Source organism: Acidovorax sp. FG60, from assembly GCF_057808995.1.
The window spans coordinates 1-655 of sequence record NZ_JBMDJC010000062.1 but is presented as its reverse complement, the minus strand read 5'-3'; the positions used below and the strand labels follow the sequence as shown (position 1 = coordinate 655).

Genomic DNA, 655 nt, shown 5'->3' with positions numbered 1-655 from the left:
GCTTTGCGTACCCAAACAATCGCCGCAGAATACTGTGCATTTGTACAGTATTCATGTCAGCCACTTCCAAGCCCAAGCTCTACAACCCACGCCACCCCGAACGCACGCTGCTCTACCAAACGGTAGCCGAGCACTACGAGACCTGGCTAGAGTTGGCCAGCGCGGGTCAGTTCGACGGCCAGGGCGACCACCACACCCCCAAGCCCTTCGTGCGCAAAGCGTTTGCCAAGTATCTTGAGTGCGGCATCTTTGCCCATGGCTTTGCCCGCGCTCGCTGCGGCGACTGTGGGCACGACTACTTTGTAGCCTTCTCCTGCAAAGGCCGGGGAGTCTGCCCCTCGTGCACCACGCGGCGGATGGTGGAGACGGCGGCACACCTGAGCGACCACGTTTTCCCCCGCCTGCCGGTGCGCCAGTGGGTGCTCTCCGTGCCCAAGAGGTTGCGGTACTTCATGCAACGCGACGGAGCGGTGCTGAGCATGGTGCTGCGCATCTTTCTGCGGGTGATCGCACAAACTCTGCAGACCCACAGCCCCGGTGCGGCCCATATGGACAAGGCAGGCCTGCACATCGGTGCCATCGCCTTCATTCACCGATTCGGCTCCAGCCTCAATGAACACGTCCACTTCCACGTTTGTGTGGTGGACGGGGTGTT

The 655-nt window shown here is 61.4% G+C and carries 1 protein-coding gene; it reads left to right on the top strand.

The window, feature by feature from the left end:
* Positions 1-53: 53 nt before the first annotated feature.
* Positions 54-655: transposase zinc-binding domain-containing protein (locus ACODS0_RS28010; protein ID WP_488838507.1), on the top strand; the 602-nt coding region annotated here is incomplete at its 3' end.